This window comes from Flavobacterium chungangense LMG 26729 (assembly GCF_000735715.2).
Lineage (GTDB): Bacteria > Bacteroidota > Bacteroidia > Flavobacteriales > Flavobacteriaceae > Flavobacterium > Flavobacterium chungangense.
On record NZ_JASY01000032.1, the window covers coordinates 1 to 20,737 of the forward strand.

A 20,737-nucleotide genomic window follows, 5' to 3' on the forward strand; every position below is an offset into this window, starting at 1 on the left:
AATAATGGAGCTTACACGACCAATGCCCAAAGCAGTGAAGAAATCGAAGAAATGGTCAAACTGCAAACTGCAGGTAGCGACGCCAATAGTGTGTATTACAGCGGAACCTCTTATTTTCCGTTAGGACTTGGACAGGTTTTCAGCATCGTAAACCAAACTGTAGAGCACGAACTGATTGTGACAGAAGTATCACATATTTCACAGGTACACGGAAATTACTCCTGTAATTTCAAAGCCATTCCGGCAGATGTTGCCGCACCACATTATACAGACGTACATCTATTTGCGAAAGCAGAAACACAGCCAGCCAAAGTAAAAGATAACAACGATCCGGAAGGATTGGGACGTGTAAAAGTACAGTTTAACTGGGCAGGCGGAAACAATTCAAGTGAGTGGCTACGAATGATACAGCCACATTCAGGTTCAGGAAAAGGATTTTACTTTATTCCGGAAATTGGTGAAGAGGTTTTAGTAGGCTTTGAAGGGAGCAATGCACAGAATCCGTATGTTTTAGGAACGCAGTATAATGGAAGTGCTACCAGCGGTTATGCAGACGGTCAGAATAATGTAAAGGCGATTCACACGCGTTCAGGAATCAAATTTATTTTGAACGACGGTGAAGGAAGTATTTTGATTGAAGATCCGAGTGGTAATACCTGGAAAATGGATGGTCAGGGAAATATTGATGTGAATGCGCCAAAGAATTTTTCTGTGAATGCTACTGATATTAATTTGTCAGCAAGTAAAAATATTAGTGTGAACGCCGGAATGAATATTTCTGAAAGTGCAGGCGGTGACAAAACTACTACTGTCGGCTTGATGCATTCCTTATCAATTGGAGTGGATTATATGGTTAATGTGACAGGACAATTATTTGAAATGGTTACAGGCGAAAGAAAGTCTCAGGCAAAGAAGGCTGTAAACAATCACGAAAGCCACGAAATGAATGTTGAAAAAGATAAAAATATTCATTCAGAAGGAGAGTTCAAAATTAATTCAACTGAAAAATCTAACATGTTTTAATTATGACAATCTACAGATCATCAGGAAAGAACACAGAAATTTACGAGGAATACGAATTGTACACCAGAGAATATACGGAAAATGTAGGTGGTAAATCTACTTTCACAGCTAAGGGCGGAACAACATATGGTAATAAACCAGAAACTGCAAAACCTTTGGGAATAACAAATTTGTATGTAAAAGTCAGATTAAATGATAATTACAATGGAGAATTTGGTTTTGATTGGATCGATGTAAATCCAGAAACAAAAGAGATAGAGAAAATACAAGATGTTCCTTTTTCAGAGGTGGAATACTTTTATAAAAAAGGAGCAACTCCAACAGATTTAGGAGATATTGTAGCAACAAGTACAGATCCAATAGGAGCAAAACATGCAATTCAGGATCATTATAATTTCAATCCTATAAGTAAGCACGTAGATATTCCTTATGTTTTGATTAAATGTGATCAGGAAATAACATTAAGTGCCGAAATCATCCTTTGGCAAGGCGAAATAAAAGATGATGTAATTACTATAACCGGAGATGAATTTTATGAATTTGACATCATTGGCGGAGAGAAAGAAGGTAAGACTGCCAAGATAAAATTAACTAAGGCAGGAAAGATTGATTTCAAAGTAAAATGTTTAGAAGAAGGAAGTGAGAAAAAATACGAATTTAAACATAGTAATCCAGTTACAGGTTCTCACTCCGTGGGAGGTTTAATAATGATGGAAAACAACGAACTGAAATTGAAATTCAGGGTAATTGCTTTAGTTTCATCAGATGGTAATCCAAATGAGAAAGCGAAGGCTTTGTTTAAAAAATTTAAGGATAATAAAATTTTTGATTATTTAAATAAAAATTCACTTAATCAAGCAGGGTACAAGGTTGAAATAGAAAATTATGACGAAATGGATAATTCAGATGTTGATGATTATTTGTACGCTTTTAATAAAGAAGATTGGAAAACAAAGCAGTTGTTTAAAGAACAGTACAATAAAAAATATTGGGATAAAGTTCTAAAACCTGATGGATCATATGAATTAGAACCCGATGGTAAACATTACAAAATGGTTTTAACTGATAATCCCCCAAAACCAATAGATATATTAACAGAAGATGAGATAGATTATAAAACTATTGAAGCATACAAAACAAAACTTATAAGTAAATCAAAAACGTATAATGGCGGATTATTAATCTTGTCAGATTATGAATCTCCAAGTCAAACAGTTGCTTTTAGTAGAACTACTCCTCTAGACCATTACGCTTTACTGATTTATTCTAATGGGATAGAAAAGCAAGAGAATTATGCTCACGAAATTGGACATATGTTAGGTTTACCGCACTCTTTCTATATGGATAAGGAAAAAGAAGCTTATAATAATGCTAGAGAAAATGTTTTAGGGAATGGATTGCCTGAAAAGAATCCTAATGGAACGAATAATGTAAAATATAGAGCAGGGATTAATAGGAATATTCAAAAAGTAAAAGACGAAGCGAAAAATAGTAATCTATCAGATATTTATCGACCAACTTCTGTGACAGCAATAAAAAATGATATAATAAAATATCTTAATAATTTTAATAAAATATATTCAATTAAAGTGAATAAAGAAAAAACAGATAAAAAACACATAGAAACAACTTATGTTAATTATCGTGATAATGATAAAATTAATCAAACTCAAACAAAAGGAGAGTATCTTAGTATTTACAATAAAAACATTAAGAGGTGGAACGATTATATTGACGAAAACGAAAAGGCTATAGTAGAAGTTAATAAGTATAAAGGGAATAAATTTGAAACAATTAAAACTAATATGAATTTTATAAGACCTGATTATATAATACTTTTAGAAGAAACTAAAAAGTATTATCTAAACATTATAAGTCAAACTCATTCAAATTACATAATATTTAAAAAATCTTCAACTAAAAATATGATGGATTATGAAAATGAAAAAATGAGATTCTTACATAATCAAGTAAAAATAATGCGTGATGACATGCAAAATTATTAGAGATTAATTTTTGCATATCAATTTAACAATAAATATAAATGAAAAAGATTTTGATACCTTTTATTGTAGTTTTTACAATATGTATTTCCTGCACAACAGTTAATTTTCCAAAACATCCGAAATGGCTTTGTAGTAAAAAATACGGTTGCAAAAATCACCCTCATCCAATGATTGAAGAAAAAAGGATGCTTATTGATCGCTTATTTAACAATTCTGAAGATAATTATATATATAGAGATTTTCCAAATGAAGACTCTATTCGCGGATATTATTCCTATTATGAAGATGAATTTAATGAAGGAGGACAACGTGTTGGCAAAATAATAGACGGTTATAAAGAAGGTAAATGGCTAAGTGGCAATGCAGATTTGGATTCATTAGGCAATGTATATGCAAAAGGAAGTATATGGAGAGAGGAATATTTTAAAAAGGGATTGCGAGATAGTGTTTTTAAACAATATGATGGTAATGGAAAGATAATATATGAAACAACATTTAAAATGGGTACAGGTTTATGGAAAGAGTTTCATAGTAATGGTAAGCTTTATTTTGAAATATACACCAAAGACGGCTATTTTACTGATACTTTAAAGTTGTATAATAAAAATGGAGAACTAGCTGAGAAACGGTTGTATAAAAAAGATTCTTTAATATTTAAAGAAAGTATGATTATTGATTCTTTTCCTACTGATAATAAGTGAAATTTATACAAAAAGGATTCGCTTGTGTACAGTGAAAGATAATTCTAAATATTGAAAATCAGTATATAATGATTTTTTTTTAAATCATCTAATAAAATAATGAGATTATAAAAATTATTAAGACGTGCAAATATAAATGAAAAACCCCCTTATACCTTTTGTATTAATTTTTGTGATATGTATTTCATGTACAACTGTCAATTTTCCAAAACATCCTCAGTGGCTTTGTAGTAAGAAATATGCTTGTTTAAAGCATCCTAGATATGAAGAACCAATTAAAAGTGAATTTGTTGGATTTTATGATAGTTCCATAAATGATAAAGTGTATGAAGATTTTCCTTATGAAGATACAACTTTTGATAATGTAGAATACAGAAATTCCATTAGAGAAGGAAAAATTATTAATGGTTTTAAAGAAGGTCTTTGGCAATCGGCAATTGTTAAATATGATACTATTACAAAAACGAAAGAAGTAGAAAGATTATTTACAAAGGAATACTTCAAGCATGGCCTAAGAGATAGTATTTTTAAACAATATGATATAAATGGTAAAATAATTTATGAAACAATGTTTAAAATGGGAACTGGTTTATGGAAAGAGTTTCATGCTAACGGTAAAACTTATTTTGAGGCGTATACACAAGACGGTTATTTTACAGATACTTTAAAATTATATAATAGAGAAGGTGTAAATTTTGAAAAGCGATTTTATCAAAAAGATACATTAGTTTACTATGTAGGAAACGATAATTGGTGTTTAAAATACAGATATAAACCTGATAATGATACTTATTTAGAAGTTGATTCCTATAATCAAAAGGATTTAAAGCAAGGGACTTTTAGAAATACATTTCGTTACAAAACCAAAGAAGAATTTGAAGACGATTACTTTGCAAGAAATACGTTAAAAAGATAAGATAGAAGTCTAAAATTTTTATTTGTTGATAATTTACTCAACTTATACTTTAGATAAAAAAAATCTAAGCCTTTAACTTTAAAATAATGAGAAATGATAATAATAAATAAACTGTTTTTAATACTACTTATCAGCACTCATGTCGCTGTGTTTTCTCAAGGTGCCGTTCCTTTATTTAAACTGTCGATGAATAGTGATATCATTGTAGAGAGTTCAGATTTCAGTTCTATTGAAAAGCCTTATACAGAATATTATAGTGAGAATACTATTGCATTTAAGTCCATTAATCATATATTAAAGAATCATTATAATGACAAAATTATTAATCAAAGTTATAAACTCAACACAAAAGGCGAAGATTACTATGATTTAAATGAGGGGGGATGTATAGCAAATGCTTACAATCTAGATCCTCATACCAAATATTATAATATTTATTTTATAAAAAAAATAGAAAAAACATATTATATTATAGGGCAATTGAGGGATGTTACTCAAAATTGTTTTTTATTTATTTCCGAAAATATTAAAAAACTAAATGAAATTGAAAAGATAAAAAATGATAATAAAAAATATGTCAAAACAGTAGACTGGTATATAGAATTGATGAATAATGATTGCCAGTATAAAATAGAAAATATTTTTACTGTAGGGTTTATCAATTATTACAAATCCAAAGGTGTGATTAAAGAAGAAATAATATTGCAGGAAAATCAGAAGATAAAAGCAAAAGAATCTTTTTTGCAGGGGAATGAAAATTTATACGAATTAATAAAAAAAGATTTCCCTGAAGAAACAGACCAATATTACTTATCTCAATTGTATAAAATAAAGAATATAGCGGATAAGTCCTATTCTGATTATTATGATTTTCAAAGCAAAGCAAATATTTTTTTAGAGCAAAAAGAAGATCTTAAAATAAAATTCATAAATGAAACCTTGACTTCTGACTTGGCGGATTACACAAAAAATGATGCAATAGATCTTATTTTAGAGTTTATAGAAACAAACATTAAAAAGAAATAATTGTAATATAGAAGTTTGTAATGTTACGAAGATACTCGTTTAAAGGGAGTGTCTCACTAACTGGGTAATTAAAAGACAATGGGGTTTTAAATCCCCATTATTTTTTAATTGATTTTTTGGAATCAGTTATTTTCAATTTAAAACTATTTTTACTCTACCAATTCAAACTCAGATTTTAGTTTAATAGCTGCTGATGAGGTGCCAATCATAACTTCAAAATCGCCCGGTTCAGCAATCCATTCGAGTTTATTGTTGTAGAAAGAAAGCTTTTCTTTGTCGATTATAAATTCTATAGTTTTAGATTCTCCTGCATTTAATTTGACCTTCCGGAAATCTTTCAATTCTAAAACTGGACGCACTACAGAACCAAATTTATCCTGTAAATATAGTTGAACGACTTCTTCTCCAGTTACTTTTCCAACATTTGATAATTGGAAGGAAACTTTGATGGTTTCAGTATGTTTTATTTTTTTGGAGGACAATTTTAAATCTTTATAACTGAATTGGGTATAACTCAAGCCATATCCAAAAGGAAATTTAGGCGAATTTTTCAGGTCAATGTAAGATGAAACATATCCTTTGGCATCTTCATTAGCGGGAGGCCTTCCGGTACTGAAATGATTGTAATAAATTGGTATTTGCCCTATTTCTCTCGGAAAAGTCATAGGCAATTTACCAGAAGGATTGTAATCGCCAAATACAACATCTGCGATGGCATTTCCGGCTTCAGTACCCAGCCACCAGGTGTATAAAATAGCCGGAACATGATATTCAGTCCAATTGAAAATAAGAGGTCTTCCTGCATTTATCAAAACAACAACGGGTTTTCCTGTGGCCATAACGGCTTTTACCAAATCTTCCTGAACACCCGGTAAATGAATGTCACTACGGCTTTTGGCTTCTCCGCTCATATCGTGTCTTTCTCCAATACTCAGGATGACAACATCTGCCTGTTTTGATGTTGCAACCGCTTCGGCAAAACCGTCTTTATTGTCTCCTTCAACCTCACAGCCTTTTGCATACAATAATTTAGTGTTTTTGCCTACTTTATTCTGCAAGCCGTCCCATTGCGAAACTATCCATTTATTATAATCAATATCGGGTAAATCAACAGCCCAAAAACCCATATTGGCTTTGTATTCTTTAACCATTGGCCCAATAAAAGCAATGGTTTTAAGGTTTTTAGAAAGAGGTAGGGTTTGGTTTTCATTTTTTAGTAAAACGATGCTTTTTTTAGCCACTTCAAAAGCTGTTTTTCGGTTTTCAGGATTGTTTAATTCTTTTTCTGCTCTTTTTTCGTCAGAATACCGGTAAGGATCATCAAATAATCCTAATTCAAATTTTTTACGAAGAATTCTCTTTACAGCATCATCAATCAAATCAATAGAAACTTTACCTTCTTTTACCAATTCGGTCAAATTATAGCGATAGGCATTACTTTCCATATCCATGTCGCTTCCGGCTGTAATGGCTGAAAAGGCGGCAGATTTCAGGTCTTTTGAATAGCCGTGTGCGACCATTTCGCCAATAGAACCCCAGTCTGAAACAACAAATCCCTGAAAATTCCATTTTCCTTTTAAAATATCTCTTTGCAAATGCACGTTTCCGGTAGCCGGAATTCCATTTAAATCATTAAAGGAGTTCATAAAAGTCGCTGCACCGGCATCCAGAGCGGCTTTAAAAGGAGGAAGATACGTTTCCCACAACATTCTTTCGCTCATATCAACAGAATTGTAATCTCTTCCGCCAATTGCAGCACCGTATGCTGCAAAGTGTTTTACACAGGCCATAACCGAATTCAGATCGCCTAATTTATTGCCCTGAAACCCTTTTACTCTTGCATAGGCAATTTTAGAACCCAAATAAGTGTCTTCTCCGGCACCTTCCATCACGCGGCCCCAACGAGGATCACGGCCAATATCAACCATGGGTGCAAATGTCCAGTGAATCCCGTTTGCCGATGCTTCAGTTGCGGCCACTCTGGCGGCTAGTTCAATAACATCTAAATCCCAGCTGGCAGCTTCTGCCAATGGGATAGGGAAGGTGGTTTTGTATCCGTGAATAACATCCTGGCCAAATAACAGCGGAATTTTAAGACGCGACTTCATGGCCAGTTCCTGATATTGTCGGGTATATTTTGTTCCGATAACATTTAGCATAGATCCTACCAAACCGGCTTTGATTTCGGCCTGTTTATTAGGATTTATGGTAATAGGACCTGTTGCAGAATTATCTCCGGTATATTGATTAAGCTGACCTATTTTTTCCTCAAGGGTCATTTTTTTCAATAACGAGCTTACTTTTTGGTCTATGGTCTCTTGCTGCGCCGTTGCAAATAAGGAAATCAGCAACAGAGTAATTGCGGCTACTTTCTTCATAGTTTAATTTTCGAATGATTTATTTCAAAGCAAAATCTTTTTTAAGATTTGAAACCTGAATGGTAAAAGTTCCTTTTTCAGAAATCCATTTTAAATCTTCGTTTACAAACTGCAAGTCTTTTTGATTCAGTGTGAATTTTACTGTTTTAGTTTCATTTGGCTCTAAACTAATTTTTTCAAATCTTTTTAAAGCTTTAAATTCGGGTGTAATACTTGCGAAATTGTCTGATAAATACAATAAAACAGATTCTTTTCCGGCCTTTTTACCTGAATTTGTCACTTCTACAGAAACATTAATTTCTTCATTAGAATTAATTTCAGACTTATCAATTTTTAAATTTAAATAGGTAAAAGTGGTATAGGATAATCCTGTTCCAAATTCATATTGAGGCAAATAGCTTTTTTCATACTTAGCATCATCATTTTGTTCACCTTCAGAGATGCTTTCGGTATATTTTCGGTTGTATTTTTCTAATGAATTTGGATATCTTGGATAATTGTAAGGTAATCTTCCACTTGGATTTACATCTCCGTAAATAATATCTGCCAATGCTCTGGCTCCCTCGTTTCCTGGAAGATAACACTGAATTACGGCATTCATTTTATCTTCGAAATCACTGATTAATCTTGGTCTTCCTTCGTTTAAAACCAAAATAATCGGTTTGTTTAATTTTGATAAGGCTAAAGCTAATTTGATTTGAGAGCTGCTCATAAAAATATTGCTGATATCGCCAGGAGTTTCGGTGTAGTTTTTCTCACCTAAACAAAGCACTATTTTAGAAGCATTTTTGGCTAAATCAACTGCTTTTTGAATTTCTGCCTCATTTTTAATTTCTAAATCAGCTCCGGGAGTATAAAGTACGTTCTCTTTTCCAATTTTATTTTGAAAAGCTTCCAAAATGGTAAATTTATCAACAGCATACGTATCTGATTTGTCTCCTTGCCAGGTATACGACCAGCCGCCGTTTAAGTATTTCATACTGTTTGCAGTTGCTCCGGTAACCAGAATTTTTTCATTTTTGTTTAAAGGCAGAACAGCATTATTGTTTTTCAGTAATGTAATAGATTCAGCGGCTGTTTTATAAGCTTCCTGAATGTGTTCCGGAGATCCGAATTTTGGATAGTCTTTTAAATTGGCCACCGTGTTCTGGAATAAATTCAATTCGAACTTCATTCTTAAAATTCGGGTAACCGCATCATCAATTCTGGACATCGGAACTTCTCCTTTTTGAACTAAGTCTATCAAATCTGTATAAAAAGAAAATTCTTCAGGAACCATGCTCATATCAATTCCGGCCATAATTGCTATTCTTACAGCATCACGTTTGGTTTGAGCAACTTTATGTCTTGTATTAAGGTAAATAATGTCTTTCCAGTCTGTAATTACAACACCTGAAAAACCCAATTCATTTTTTAAAATATCAGTAATTAAATGTTTGCTGGCATGAACAGGAGTTCCATTAATTTCGCCTGAACTTACCATTACACTTTTGGCTCCGGCTTTTATGGCAGCTTCATAAATCGTTAAATCATATTGTCTTAATAAGCGTTCCGGAATGATGCTTGGTGTTCTGTCTTTTCCTGTATAGGTACTTCCGTAACCGATATAATGTTTCATACAGGAAGCTACACTGTATTTTGAGCCTACATTTTTTCCTTCAAATCCATCGACTAATGCAACTGCCATTTTTGAAGATAAATAAGCATCTTCTCCAAAAGACTCCCACATTCTGGACCAGGCTGGATTTCTTGGAAAATCCAAATCGGGAGAAAAAATCCATGGAATTGAGGAAGCTCTGGTTTCGTAAGCTGAAATTTCGGCACCTCGTTTTACCAACTCTGTATTAAATGTTGCAGCAAGTCCTATTTGTTGTGGAAATAAAGTGGCTCCTGTTGTATAACTCGCACCGTGAATGGCATCAATACCGTATAAAATCGGAATTTTTAGTCTTGTTTTATTGGTTTCATTGGCGATGGCGGTTAAGGTTTCCTGCCATCTTTGTATTGTTGGTGCTCCTGGATTAGGAACATTTAAAATAGAACCAATATGATAATCCTGAATTCCCTGCTTTAATTTTGCAGGATCAAAATACCCCGGTTTTTTAGGGTCTTCAAAAAGAGTAACCGTAATTTGGGTCATTTGGCCCACTTTTTCTTCGAGGGTCATTTTTGAAAGCAGCTCCGAAATTTTTGCATCAATTTCTGATTTTTTATTTCCCTGGCTCCATGTAACACTGCAAATTGAGAAAGCAAATAGCAGCAAAATAGTATTTTTCATTTTGTAATTTTAAGATTTGGAACAGTCCATTTTGTGATTTACTGTTCAAATTAATTTTAGTCCTGAAACACTTTTATTGTACAAGATATGATTTTGTAAGATAAAAACTTAATACACTAATGTTTGTATAGCGTGTGCAGGAATTTTGACTTGTGTTTTTTGAGAGGCTATAATAAGGTTGTAACTAATTTCATTATCTGTTTGATTCATTACAATCGTTGCAATTGTACCATCAGCGTTAAGAAATGAAGTGCTTAATAAACTGCTTCTGCTAACGGCTGAACTTATACGAACGGCGTTTAAACGAATAAATTTTGAAAAATGACCAATGTAATAATAGGAGGGAGTGTAAATTAATTCTCCCGTTGCAGTATCAGCATGAATGGGCGCGAAACAAAAATTCCCCACATGATTCGGCCCACCCTTCTGATCTAAGAGGATGTTCCAGTCGGTCCATCCGTTTGTTCCGTTATTAAAATCATTGATCATTGCAGTGCCATATCTTTCTGCATTTGGCCAAAATTGATATTTTGTATCATCAAATCGTTCGACACATCCTTCTGTAAAGAGCAGCCCTTTGTCAGGATAGGCTTCATGCACTTTTCGCACATTATGAAACATGGGTAATCCACCTGACCAGGTTTCGTACCAGTGAAAACCCATTCCCCAAATGTATTTTGCGGCCTCAGGATCAGAGTAAATCACATTGGCTCTCTGGTTCATCAGATCACGGTTATGATCCCATATTATGATTTTTTTATTCCCAAGATTTTCTTTTTTTAGGGTTGGACCCAAATAATTTTTTATAAAATCTCTTTCTGCTTCGGCAGTATAAATGCAGGATTCCCAGGTTTGCACTGCCATTGGTTCATTTTGTGTTGAGGTTCCCCAAATTGGAATTCCTTCTTTTTCGTATGCTTTTATAAATTTCGTATAAAAATTAGCCCATGTCTGATAATATTCTGGCAATAAAGTTCCTCCCCTAAGTACATCGTTATTACTTTTCATAAAAGCGTTTGGAGACCACGGAGCCACATAAGTGGTTAATTTTCCGCCAGCCGTCTGAATGGCTTGTTTGATTAACGGAATGCGGAATTGCCTGTCGTGATCGATAGAAAAAGTCTTTAAATCTTTATCGCCTTCTTTGATATAAGAATAGCTTTCACTGCTAAAATCAGAGCTTTGAATGGTTGTTCTTAGCAATGAATAGCCTATGCCTTTTTGTTTGTCGTAGTAGGCATTTAAGAATTCGGTTTGTTTTTCTTTTGAAAGTTTTGCGAATACCTCGGCACTTGCATCAGTTATGGCACCTCCGATTCCGATAAAGTTTTGAAATTTTTTTGAGGGTTCCACAAAAATGGAAGTTTCAGTTTCTAAAGGCTGTTTAGAGGCAGAGAAAACTAAATTATCAGTAGCAGTTAATTTTAAATTAGATTTTTCGGCAGTAGTATAAACCGTGATTTTTTTATTAGTTGTAGTGAATTTTTGTTCCTGTTTTGGGCTCTTCAATTGTGAAAATACAGTTGAAGAAAAACATAAACAAGTAATAATAACGCCAATTTTTTTCATTGAATATGTTTTAAATAATGTAAGATTTAGGTATAAAAAGATTTTCAGGATTCTAAAAGGATTAAAAAATAGCCCATAATCAAAAAAGAATATGGGCTATTCTAACAACCAAACTTAACTTAAAACTTAACTTAAAATGATTCACAGTTATGAATACATTTCATGTCTTTTGTATAAAAACGTGCTTGTTACGCACGGCTAATTTAGAAATCAGTTCCTTTAGTTACCCCAACCAGGATTTGGTGTCATTTTTGGGTTGTTAAGAACCTCTGCGGCCGGAATTGGATATAATTTGTGTTTCTCTACAAAGTTTCCGTTCTTTTTAAATCCTTGATTTTTAAGAACAGCTGCAGCATCACCCCAACGAATTAAATCCAGAAACCTGAAACCTTCAAATGCCAGTTCTAGTCTTCTTTCAGTTTTAATTGCATCAAGAGTTACGGTTTTAACCGGTAAATCTACTCTGTCACGTACAGCTGTAAAATAACTCTGTGCGTCTGTAGTATTTCCTGCTAAAAGATTTGCTTCTGCAGCCATCAGCAAAACATCAGCATATCTGATTAATCTAACATTGGTTCCATAATTCAATTCGGCAACAGGAGTACCGGTTTCGGCAGTTAATGAGCCATATTTAAGTCTGAAATAACCATCCATTCCCCATACCGGAGGCGCTTGTGTCCAGTCCAGATCCTTGTCTACTACCCAGTCTCCGCCGAATTTTGATCTAAGATCTGCAACTGATAATATGGATGCATTTTTTCTGACTAGATCTCCTTCATCATCAAAAGCTTCTGCCATTTCAGATGTAGGGTAGTTGAACCCCCAACCCGCATTAAGTCCGGAGGTACCTGATTTGAAATAATCGCTTCGCGGTCCCATTAACTGCCAGTTTACGTTGTTCTCCATTGCGCGGTTTCCTCCCCATTGAAAATTTCCCCAATCATAGCCTGCGGTAGTAACATATCCAATTTCAAATAAAGATTCTAAACCATATTCAGATGTTTTTAAAAATATTTTTGAATAATCTGGTGCAAGATCATATTCATTAGACGTGATTACATCATTGAATGCCACAGCTGATTCCGGATACTTTTTTTGATACAAATATGCTTTTCCATTTATAGCCTGTGCAGTACCTTTTGACATTCTAAAACGCATTTCTGCAGCATATTCACTCTTTTTAGGCAGGATCGGAATAGCTTCACTCAGATCTTTGTGTATTTGGGCATAAATTTGTTCCGGTGTTGATTTTTCCATCGCAAAGTTACCTGCTTTAGGCACTTCAAGTCTTAATGGCACACCGCCCCACATTGAAACTAATTCAAAATAAAAATAAGCTCTCAGTGCTTTTGCTTCAGCTATCAATTGTATTTTTTTTGGGGTATCACCAGTTGCAATATTAATGATGGTATTTGCTCTCATTATTCCAAAATACATAGCTTTAAAGCAATGCTCAATAGGTTTGTTTTCGGCTGTAAATGAATAATCATCTAATTGCTGATAAGGTGGCTGATCTCCATCTGAGCCTCCTCCTGCATGAGTTTCATCAGCAGGAAATGATTTTACAACATACATTGAGTTCCAGTCTGCAGCATAGGCCCATTGCAAAACATCATAACAGGCAAATACTCCTTCTTGTAATTCTTGTTCCGTTTTATAGTAATCTTCTTCTTTTATAAGACCATAAACCGGTTTATCTAAGAAATCATCTTGATTGCAGGAGATTAGCATCAGAACTAAACCCGCAATAAACGTTAATTTATAAACTATTTTTTTCATCATTATTTATTTGTGAGTTCGAATTAAAATGTAACAGATAGTCCAGTCATGATACGGGCAGCATTTGGATACAAACCTCTGTCAATACCTTGTGAATTGTTTGAAAAACTTCCAACTTCAGGATCAATACCTTTGTATTTCGTAAAGGTGAAATAATCATCAAGTGAAACGTAAAGTCTTAGACTGCTCACTTTTATCTGGCTTAATAATTCTGAACTGAAATTATATCCTAATTGTATTTGTTTGATTTTTACAAAAGAAGCGTCCTGTACCATTAAGTCACTTGAATAAATGATTGGGTCGCTGTAAGAGGCTTTTGGAAAACTGTTAGTACTTCCTTCTCCGGTCCATCTGTCAGTATAAAAGAATGACGGACGGTTAGAAAAAGGGTTGTCAACTCTGGCTAAAGCCATATAGTTTTCTCCGCCAAAAGCACCTTGTACAAAAAATTTAAGATCAAATCCTTTGTATTCAAAGTCAATAGTCGTAGCAACTATTAAATCATGGTGAGGATCTCCAATGTAAGTTTTGTCCTGATCTGTAATATCACCATCACCATTACTATCAACAACTACAGGCTGACCTGGTGTAGGATTCCATGAAGTAACATTTCCTAAAGCGGTTTTGTAAGCGTCAATTTGTGCCTGATTTTGGAATATACCATCTGTTTTGTATCCTCTGAAATACCAAACCGGTTTCCCAAGTTCAAAAGAAGTTACAGTTCCTAATACAGGAATGATTGCTCCGTCAACTCTTGTAAGCATTGGGTTTAAATAGGTAACTTCGTTTTTAATCGTGGTCAGGTTAAGGTTTATCCCGTATTTTAACTTATGCTCTGATTCTCTCCATCCTGCTTCAATTTCAAAACCTTTATTAGTCACATCACCTGCATTTGCAAATGGAGCAGCATAACCAGTAGATAAAGGAGGAGAAGAAGGAGTTAATAAATCTCGGGTTATTTTTTTGTAATAATCAAGGCCTAATGTTAATCTGTTATTAAAAGCTCTTACATCAATACCTAAATCGGTTTGTTCTGTCGTTTCCCAGGTTATATCCTCATTTGGCAATATTTTAAGCTCGCCAACTGTTTGATAATTTCCTAATGCATCCGGATATTTCAAACCGTCTTTTGTAATCAAAGCCTGCCATTGTCCAGCCGAAATATTAGAGGTTGAACCGTTTTCTCCCCAGGAAGCTCTTAATTTTACGTAATTGACAGCCTCAAGTTTCCAAAAAGGTTCATTAGACATTACCCAACCTGCAGAAACCGCAGGAAAATAACCCGCACGTTTATCAGGTGCAAAAAGAGAAGAGTTGTCGTTTCTTAAAGAAGCCTGAAATAGATATTTATTATCATAGGAATACGTAATACGTCCAAAATAAGATAACATAGATGACGGAGTTCTGTTTCCGGCTATAGTTCCGGTTACAGGGGTTTCTCCTACGGTTGCCCAAATATCCCCTTCTTTAATCATACCCGCTGTACGGCTGTCTAAATAACTTTTTTCTGAATCCTGAGCTGACATACCTGCCATAAAGGAGAATTCATGTTTGTTAATCGTTTTGCTGTAAGTGGCAAAGTTTTCAAACAACCAGGTTTTAAAGATACTTTGATTGTAAGTTTTGTTATTTGTTGTATTTTCTTTATTAGTATTCCACCAATATTTTTGAGTCCAGTCGTTATAGTTGTTATACGCTTGTTCAATACCATAACGTGTTGTAAAAACAAAACCTTCAAAAGGTTTGATGTTAGCGTAAACATTCCCAATAATTTTAGTTTCCTGAGTCAAACCGTGATCCAGTGCAATTTGTCCAATTGGATTGGCAATTTCTCCAACAATGTAATTTGAAAGACCGTAATATTCGCCATTAGCATTTCTCGGCACAGCTTTTCCATCAGCTATTGCATCCTGAACATGTTGTGGCAGCACAGTCCCATTTGGATAATAAACAGGTGTCAAAGGATCCATCAGCATGGCGTGATTCATGATACCATTAAAACTGTCATCCTCTGTAAAAGCTTTACGTTTGTTTACTGAAAGGGAGAAATTTTCTCCAACTTCTAAATATTTACTTACTTTATGATTCGAATTGAATCTTACCGTTGTACGCTTAAAATTGGTTTTATCGCCCCCAATAATACCATCTTGTGTGAAAAAGTTTCCTGAAAGTAAAAAAGTAGAGATGTCATTTCCACCTGCAAGCTGTAGTGTATGATGTTGCATTGGTGCTGCATCTTCAGCGGCTTCATCAATCCAGTTTGTTCCTTGTTTGCCTTTCCAGTCAGCTACATTAGGTCTGTTTCCGGCAGGTTTTGTTTCGTCAATCCACTGAACATACTGATCAGCATTCATCATTTCTAATTTTGTTCTTAAAGACTGAAAACCAAACTGATTGCTGTAAGTAACTTTCATCGATCCTGATTTCCCTTTTTTAGTTGTAATCATCACAACCCCGTTACCACCATCAGCTCCATAGATAGCTGCAGATGCGGCATCTTTTAAAATTTCAAGTTTTTCAATATCGTTTGAATCCAGGAAGTCGATATTGCTTGTACGCATTCCGTCAACTACATATATAGGATCAGAGTTACCATTAGAACCCGCTCCACGAATACGAACTTTAGCCCCGGCTCCCGGAGCCCCGGATTGTGCCATTACGGTTACTCCGGCAGCTTGTCCTTGTAAGACTTGTGTAGACAAACCAACTGATAAATTTGCAATTTGTTCTGCTTTTATCGAAGAAATTGCACCTGTTACAACACTTTTCTTTTGTGTTCCATATCCTACTACTACAACTTCATTTAAGTTTTGAGATTCAGGTTTTAATCTAATTTCTATTTTAGTTCTTCCATTTACAACCTCTTCTACTGTATTATATCCTACAAAACTAATTGTTAAAGTTCCATTAGAAGGAACATTAATTTGAAATTTTCCATCAAAGTCAGAAGCAGTTGCCTTGTTTGTGCCTTTAATTAAAACTGTTGCGCCCGGGACGGGCATTCCACTTTCATCATTTATTATTCCGTTTACTGTCACATCCTGAGCGATTGCGACAACTGAAAACAATAAAGATGAAAAACAAAAAATAAGTAACTTTTTTAATTTCATTTTTCTAAAAATTTTGGTTAATTAATTAGTAATTTGATGCAATAGTAGGGTTAAATTTTTATTAATTGTAATTTTTTTTTATTACAAAAACACATCAAACTATTATTTAATACTTTACAAAAACACATCAAAATAATTTTAAATAATTTAAAATCAATAAATTATAATTAATTTTATATTGTTACAATAATGTTAACTTCAGTAAAAAAACACTACATTTATTAAAAATGACTTGTTTAGTTATTAACGGTTTTTCATCATGCCTTTAGATATTTTAATAAGTGTGATAATTACTATTAAAAAGAATGTTTAACATTACTAATAAAAATAGCGTGTAAAAACTATGAAATCCATAAATCATCTTTTTACCAGAATTTTATTTTTTCTGTTTACTTTTAGTGCTTTAGGCCAGGTTAAGGATATTGGGATGCCTAATATTAAAAATTACAAGAGAACAGAATACAAGGGAGGAACTCAAAATTGGAGTATCGATCAGGATAAAAAGGGAAATATTTATTTTGCGAACAACAGTGGTTTAATTCAGTTTGATGGCTCTACATGGCGTAAATATGCTTTGCCAAATAATACCGCAATCAGAAGTTTGAAAATTGATGGTTCCGGAAAAATTTTTGTAGGAGGAAATAATGAATTTGGTTATTTTAAACCAAATGAAAAAGGAGAATTAAAATATTTTTCACTTTCAAAATTAATCAGTAATAAGGATAGTCAGAATATAAATTTAATTTGGAGAATTCATATTTTTAAGGGAGAAGTGATTTTTCAATCTTTTACAAAAGCACTTTTTTATAAAAATAACAAACTGACTGTTTTGAACGCGCCAAGAAAGTTTCAGTTTTCCTTCATGGTAAATAATCGACTTTTTTTTCAGGATAAAGTATTGGGAATTTTAGAATATAAAAACCAAAAATTATATCCGTTAAAGGGAACAACTGCTCTTAATGATAAAGAAATCTGGGCGATGTTTCCATTACCCAATAACAAGATCCTTTTGGCAACTTTAGAAAAAGGCCTCTTTGTGTATGATTATAATGCTGTTAAAGAATGGAATACGGAAGCAAATAGTTTTATAAAAAAGAATACTTCACTTGGCGGCGCAATTATAAAAAACAAGTTTATTATTCTAAATTCGGTTTTAAATGGTATTATAATTTGTGACTTAAACGGAAAGATAATTCAGCATTTGAACCGCCAAAAGGGACTTCAGAATAATACTATATTAACATCCTTTGTTGATCATAAAAATAATATTTGGTTGGGGCTTGATAATGGAATAACCTTTATAAATGAAAATTCTCCTTTTACTTATTTTGATTATAGTTATAATATAGGAACTGTTTATGCATCAGTATTGTATCAAAATAATTTGTATGTAGCAACCAATCAGGGATTGTTTTACCATTCCTGGAATACTTCTTTTACAGATGAACCTTTTAACAGGGTCGAAGGTACAATTGCACAAGCCTGGAATATTCAGGTTATAAACAACACTTTGTTATGTTCCAGTAATAGCGGCGCTCTAGTTATAGAACACAATAAGGTTTCAAAAATATTGGACACGAAAGGTTATTTTGGTTTTAAGCAAATACCTAAGCATCCTGAATATGTGATAGGAGAAAGTTACAATGGCTTCTCAATTTTTAAAATTGCATCTCATAATGTTGAATTTATAAATCAGGTTCAGGGTTTTGATGAAACGACTAATACTTTTGAAGTCGAATTAGATAATGATTATTTATGGTTAAAGAAAAACCCATATTTGTATCAGATGGAACTCTCTGATGATTTGAAAAAATTTGAATCTATAAAAAAATACACTCAGATTTCTACAGTTAATAAAGGAATTGGAAGCTTACAATCCATTAATAATAAAATTTATTTCCAGACAAAAAATCACTTTTATAGATTTTCTAAAGATCAGGATGGTTTTTTTGAGGACAGAAAAATGAGTAACCTTTTTAGTAATATTCCGGTAATAAATACATTGATTCAGGATTCTAAAGGGAACTTATGGTATTCTTTTAATGAATCTTTAGGCGTTTTAGAAAAATCAGATAATGGAAAATATGTTAGAAAACAAGCTCCGTTTTCTAATTTAACAGGTAATTTGGTAAATAATTATATAGCTGTAAATACAGTAGATCAGAAGAACATTTTTATAGGATTGACAGATGGGCTGACACATTATGATGCTACAATTTCCAATACATTTATAACAAAGCCAACCGTATTTATTGAAAGTTTCTCTTTTCCGGGCGATACTATAATAACCGGAAACCTGACAGCAAATGAGAAACAGTTTGATTTACCTTACAGTGGCAATCACGTGAAGTTTACATTTTCTTCTCCAACATTCGAAAATCAGGAGAACGTTACTTATTCCTATAAGCTGGAACCTTTTGAAGATACCTGGCGCAACTGGTCTTCTGTTTCTATAAAGGAATATACTAATTTAAGAGAAGGTAATTATACGATGAAATTAAGAGCCAGAAATAGTTTTGGCGTGCTTTCAGAAGTTGATCAGATTAAATTTACCATTTCACCTCCGTGGTACAGACATTTTTTAGCTTATATTTTTTATTTGTTATTGATTTTTGCCGGGACTTATGTGATTTCAAATAGAGTTAAATTAAAAATCAGAAAAAACAAATATTACGAAACTATTGAACAAAGACGATTATACCTTGAAAAAGAATCTAAAATAAGGCATGAACAGCATGAGCTTGAAAAAGAAATTGAGAAATTAAAAAGTGATAAGCTTCAAATTAAAATTTTGGCAAAGGATAAAGAACTTGTAAATAACTCTTTGCAAGTAGTAAAGAAGAACAAGACTTTGAATACCATAATAAGTAAACTGAAAGAAATCGATACCAATATATTAGATGATTCTACTAAATCAGAATTCAATAAACTTCACAAAAGTATTGTAAAAGAAGTCAATACAGACAAAAGCTGGAAAGATCTGGAAAAACACATTAAGAATGTTCATTTTGATTTTTTAAAAAGGTTAAAAGAAAAATATCCCACAATTTCTCCCAGAGAATTGGATTTATCAACTTATCTTTTAATGAATATGTCGACCAAAGAGATTGCCGAAATTATGAATATATCAAATGGAGGAGTTGAATTGGCAAGGTATCGCTTAAGAAAAAAACTCGGCTTAAATAAGAAAGAGAATCTTATTGGCTTTTTAATGAGTATTTAATATTTTAAAAACAAAACCTTATTCATTGTTTAGTTGTTCTTATAATAAGGAAGTATGTTAAATAATTTTCAACATCCAAAATTAATCTGGTTTTGGATGTTTTTTTATGCTTATATTTTCCCTATTCATTTTTTTCGGTCAATCTGTAGTCTCTGTTTTGCTTGCAGTAAAATACATACAAATTATGTGGGATATATATTTTTTAAAGTAATTTTAAATTCTATTTTTACAAAAAAATTCTTACTTAATAATTAATGTAAAAATAGTTATGGGACATTTTTCAGAACAGGTACATATCAGCATAGGGAGCTTTACCCAAAATGTAGTTTATCATAATTTAGAACTGTCCCAAAAGATGGCAGATCACCATCATTTTTCTTTTGTATGGCAATATACAGGCAAAGCGATTATAAATCCGGCAGATCAGGCAAAGGCTTTGCGAACATATCTTGGAGATGAAGTTATCTTTACCTTTAAAAGCCTTACCGGAATCCGGTTGATGAGTAAAGGAATCATACAGAATTATCTTCTATAGATCTTCATGGCAGTGCCGAAGGATTGCATGTAAAAGGTATCAGTCATACTATCGTTCTGGATGATATGAAAAAATCAAGAACCTACCAGCAAAGAGGTATGAATGATATTGTACTGGATATTTTAGCAGAAGGTCCGGGAGAATTCTATGAAAGGGATGCTATAAAATCTACCTATCTTCAGGAGTTCAAATA

General features: G+C 33.1%; 12 protein-coding genes. 7 read left to right on the top strand and 5 right to left on the bottom strand.

The genetic code is table 11. From position 1 onward, the window contains the following. The 5 genes from JE46_RS24355 to JE46_RS23315 all read left to right on the top strand — a co-directional run. On the top strand, positions 1-1,023 hold a 1,023-nt coding region (locus JE46_RS24355), incomplete at its 5' end, for a phage baseplate assembly protein V (RefSeq protein WP_031457699.1). A gap of 2 nt (positions 1,024-1,025) precedes the next feature. Continuing rightward, positions 1,026-3,029, top strand: coding sequence for a hypothetical protein (locus tag JE46_RS23300; RefSeq protein ID WP_031457700.1), 2,004 nt, complete (start codon positions 1,026-1,028; stop codon positions 3,027-3,029). A gap of 38 nt (positions 3,030-3,067) precedes the next feature. Continuing rightward, on the top strand, positions 3,068-3,730 hold the full coding sequence (locus tag JE46_RS23305) for a toxin-antitoxin system YwqK family antitoxin (protein ID WP_031457701.1): 663 nt from the start codon (positions 3,068-3,070) through the stop codon (positions 3,728-3,730). Between the two features lie 136 nt (positions 3,731-3,866). Then, on the top strand, positions 3,867-4,646 hold the full coding sequence (locus JE46_RS23310; protein ID WP_031457702.1) for a toxin-antitoxin system YwqK family antitoxin: 780 nt from the start codon (positions 3,867-3,869) through the stop codon (positions 4,644-4,646). A gap of 93 nt (positions 4,647-4,739) precedes the next feature. Beyond that, positions 4,740-5,672, top strand: coding sequence for a hypothetical protein (locus JE46_RS23315; RefSeq protein WP_157505993.1), 933 nt, complete (start codon positions 4,740-4,742; stop codon positions 5,670-5,672). Positions 5,673-5,821: 149 nt separating this feature from the next. On the opposite strand, the gene JE46_RS23320 is transcribed toward JE46_RS23315, so the two are convergent. The 5 genes from JE46_RS23320 to JE46_RS23340 form a co-directional block, all read right to left on the bottom strand. After that, entirely contained in the window at positions 5,822-8,050 is a 2,229-nt protein-coding gene (locus tag JE46_RS23320; RefSeq protein WP_031457704.1) for a glycoside hydrolase family 3 N-terminal domain-containing protein, read from the bottom strand. A gap of 19 nt (positions 8,051-8,069) precedes the next feature. After that, positions 8,070-10,328, bottom strand: coding sequence for a glycoside hydrolase family 3 N-terminal domain-containing protein (locus JE46_RS23325; protein ID WP_031457705.1), 2,259 nt, complete (start codon positions 10,326-10,328; stop codon positions 8,070-8,072). A gap of 108 nt (positions 10,329-10,436) precedes the next feature. Next, the gene (locus JE46_RS23330; protein ID WP_031457706.1) at positions 10,437-11,897 is read right to left on the bottom strand and encodes a glycoside hydrolase family 30 protein; all 1,461 of its coding nucleotides are present in this window, start codon (positions 11,895-11,897) and stop codon (positions 10,437-10,439) included. Between the two features lie 219 nt (positions 11,898-12,116). Then, entirely contained in the window at positions 12,117-13,679 is a 1,563-nt protein-coding gene (locus JE46_RS23335) for a RagB/SusD family nutrient uptake outer membrane protein (protein WP_236010623.1), read from the bottom strand. 20 nt (positions 13,680-13,699) lie between these two features. Next, a complete protein-coding gene (locus JE46_RS23340) occupies positions 13,700-16,786 on the bottom strand; it encodes a SusC/RagA family TonB-linked outer membrane protein (protein WP_031457708.1) in 3,087 nt (1,028 codons plus the stop codon). Between the two features lie 343 nt (positions 16,787-17,129). Between JE46_RS23340 and JE46_RS23345 the strand changes: the two genes are divergently transcribed. Next, positions 17,130-20,009 carry a triple tyrosine motif-containing protein gene (locus JE46_RS23345; RefSeq protein ID WP_031457709.1) on the top strand — a complete coding sequence of 960 codons (2,880 nt, stop codon included), beginning with the start codon at positions 17,130-17,132 and terminating at the stop codon, positions 20,007-20,009. Between the two features lie 268 nt (positions 20,010-20,277). After that, the gene (locus JE46_RS24605; RefSeq protein WP_031457710.1) at positions 20,278-20,544 is read left to right on the top strand and encodes a hypothetical protein; all 267 of its coding nucleotides are present in this window, start codon (positions 20,278-20,280) and stop codon (positions 20,542-20,544) included. The last annotated feature ends 193 nt before the right edge of the window (positions 20,545-20,737 follow it).